Source organism: Candidatus Cloacimonadota bacterium (genome assembly GCA_034661015.1).
Taxonomy (GTDB): domain Bacteria; phylum Cloacimonadota; class Cloacimonadia; order JGIOTU-2; family JGIOTU-2; genus JAYEKN01.
In genome coordinates this window covers 1-3,228 of record JAYEKN010000150.1, presented here as the reverse complement: position 1 = coordinate 3,228, position 3,228 = coordinate 1, and the positions used below count along the sequence as shown (strand labels likewise).

The following is a 3,228-nucleotide window of genomic DNA, read 5'->3' as shown; positions in this document are numbered from 1 at the left end:
AAGGGAAAGGGATTTTCTTTTTTGTTGTTTGGAAAGTCACTCGGTCAAGAAGGCGGGAAAAAAGAAAGAGAATCTGTTACCCCAAACCTTCCGGTTAAGGGCTTGGATGGACATTCGCACCTTGAAGAAACTCGACATTTCATTGCAGGGGGAAAATATGGACCTTCCACACATATTGTTGTGGTTGTGTTGTATCTTGTTAATCAATTCTTCTCCGCATGAATGGGATCAAACGAATCGATATCATCTTTTATCTTTCCCCCCAATTGATCCAATTCTTCTCCCAATCGACGACTTTCTCGAGCATATCTCCTCTTGAATCTCCGTCTCTTCCAAAGAGAGATGGCCCCAAAGGAGCACACGCAGGCAAAGGAGTATGTTCCAAACAGCACACCGGCCAATACACCCGATGAAACGCTGCAGAGAATGCATGTGTCATTGATCGACGAAGAATCAAAACGAACGAGAACAGCAGAAAGAGCAACACAGTTGTCAGAGAAGACCGAACAATGACGTTAGATGCAGGTCCCAGGGAAAGAATCCCAACAATGAGCATCTTCAGTGTCTTCTCGATCATGGAGAACTGTGGAGATGCCCGAAGATCGATTCCATTTGGTAACCAAATGTCTGGAAACACTGCCTGGATGGGAAGAATGATCATCATAGCACAGCACACAAACGCGAAAAGCTGAACAAGCGATAGCACAGACAATGCTCTGAATTGATTGTCCGACATGTCCACAGACGACATGTTACTGGACCCATCCAAATCTCCAATGGATGATGCGATGGATGCAGAGAGGAAAGATGCGATTGTGGATGTGACAGAGAGGAACATGGTATCTGCCAGAAATGCGACCAACAATTTAAACCAAGAAAGGTTCCCTTCTCGTTCCTTTTGTTCTGAAACACGCGCAACAGGTGATTCAGGTTGGCTTGTCAACACAATAGACACTGTGATGAAACCAACCAGAATTGCTGCAAAGACAAGACCAACAATCCATTGCACAAGAAGAGATGCGCCAAGTGGATGAAGTGTGAATTGCGTCAGCGATCCGATGAACGATGTGTCAACGCTCACAGCAAGAGATGGGCGGGAGGCAGTGTATGCCAAGCACAGCATCTGGACGTATTCCAGGAGAATTGAAAACACAGAAAGACAATTCGACAGATTGAATCGAATGGGGATTCGATGGAATGGGAGTTTCGACCAAAATGATCCATTCTCAATTGGGTGAGAGAGATGCATTGCTGTTTCCTTCCACGTGGCAAGAGCGGCAGAGATCATTGGGGAAATGCTGAACAGTCCAGACAATGCAATTCCGATGTGGAATGACAAATCGAATGGGACAACAAGTGGAACTACAATGCAACTCGCAGTGACAAGTATCGCCCAAAACATGCTCAAGAAAACATCGCATGTGATATTATGGCTCTGCATGTGCTGATACATCCCCATTCTCCCTCCCGAAGTGACTGTGACGAGAATTGCAACGACTGGCACAACGAAAAGTCCAAAAATCATTCCATCAAGCCCCAACTCAATCAAAAAAAGAATTCTCAAAAAACTCATAATCCAACCCTTCAGAAATAATTTTTCAATCAAAAATTAAAATCACCTCAGAGTTTTTTGGAATTTGAGAAAAAAACTGATTTTTGGAAAAAATAAATTCATTTTCAATTTTTCATGGTCAATTTATTTCAAAAATTTCTCACGGAATAATTTGCTGTCAAACAAGAAATCAATATCAAAATTTTCAATTTCAAGAAATATTTCAAGAAATTTTTATTTTATCATTTGAATTTAATTTTTCTAAAAATAAAAAACACTGTTTTTCACAAGTTGCAGAAATTCAATTATTTTTTTCTTCAATTTTAGCAAATCACTGCTGTCAACTTATTCAAAAACAGAAATTTTGTAATCAAAAAAATAATAATAGTACGAAAAAAAATTTATAAATCATAAAAAAAATTTTTATTTAAAATAAATAAATTAAAAAAAAGATTTTAATTGTAAATCTAAATCACGTTATGTGCAAAAAGTAAAAAAATAATTAAATTGGATTTTAAATAAAAACCGTCAGGTTTTTAATATAAAAATAACAATTTATAAATTTAATGCTTTTATTTATGCATAAATTAACAAAGATTACACCATTAATCAGAAAAAAGATTTACGAAGAATTCATTAATTCAAAAGACAAGATTAAAAAAGATAAAATTAAAAAAGTTACTAAAAAATCATTATCTTTAAAATACCATGTTCACCGTAATACAATATCAAAAATAATTAACCGATGAGAATTATGAGATTTTACAATACACAAGAGTACAACCAATAAGGTGAGAACAATAAAATTCTGGTTCAGAAAACAATCTAAAATTGAGAAAAAATTAAAAAAAAGAATTCTAAGAAATGAAATTAAAAAAACTAGATATGAAAAAGATTTAGCCTGAGAAATGCTTCATATTGATGTATTTAAGATTAAAAATATAAAATGAGAAGATCCTAAAAAGAAGAAATATCTAGCCTGAGTTATTGATGATTGCACTAGATTAAATTACGTAGAAGTAATCTCAGACAAAAAAGCATCTACATTAGCAATGGTTATGAAAAAAGCTAAAAATAGCTTTAAAAAAGATTTCTGATTTAATCAAATAAGAACTCTTCTTTCTGATAACTGATTAGAATTTACTACTCATCATAAAGAATCAAGATTTAAGCATAAGTTTGAAATACAGCTTGATAAGCTTCAAATTAGTCATAGGTATACAAAAGTAAGAAGGCCACAAACTAATGGAAAAATTGAAAGATTTTGGAGAATATTTAATGAAGAATTTTTTTATAAAAATAATTTTAAAAATTGGAATGATTTTGAAATTAAATTTAAAGAGTATATGGAATACTATAACAAAGAAAGACCTCATTGATGAATCAACAAGATGACGCCTTATGAAAAAATGGAACAGTTAAAAGAAGAATGAAAAATTTATTGAATTTATGATAAAGATTTAAATAATGAGAAAAAAATAAAAAATATAGAAAAAAATATTTTATCAGTTTAATTATTTTTTTGCACATAACGTGGAGATTTTGTACAAATCATAAGAAAATAAAAAGGCTGATGAAAAAATACGATTTAAAGACAAAGATAAGGATTAAAAATCCTTATAAAGAAATAGCTAAAGCAACTATAGAACACAGTACTTGTAATAATATCTTGAATA

The 3,228-nt window shown here is 33.1% G+C and carries 3 protein-coding genes; 2 read left to right on the top strand and 1 reads right to left on the bottom strand.

Translation table 11 applies throughout. The annotated features are described in order from the left end of the window. Positions 1-222, top strand: a 222-nt coding sequence (locus U9P79_05990) for a hypothetical protein (protein ID MEA2104172.1), incomplete at its 5' end; no start/stop codon positions are given. 28 nt (positions 223-250) lie between these two features. Here the strand turns inward: U9P79_05990 and U9P79_05985 are convergent. Further along, positions 251-1,606, bottom strand: coding sequence for a hypothetical protein (locus U9P79_05985; GenBank protein MEA2104171.1), 1,356 nt, complete (start codon positions 1,604-1,606; stop codon positions 251-253). Positions 1,607-1,656: 50 nt separating this feature from the next. Here U9P79_05985 and U9P79_05980 point away from each other — a divergent pair, with 50 nt between their 5' ends. Next, positions 1,657-1,959, top strand: coding sequence for a hypothetical protein (locus U9P79_05980; GenBank protein ID MEA2104170.1), 303 nt, complete (start codon positions 1,657-1,659; stop codon positions 1,957-1,959). Positions 1,960-3,228: the final 1,269 nt, after the last annotated feature.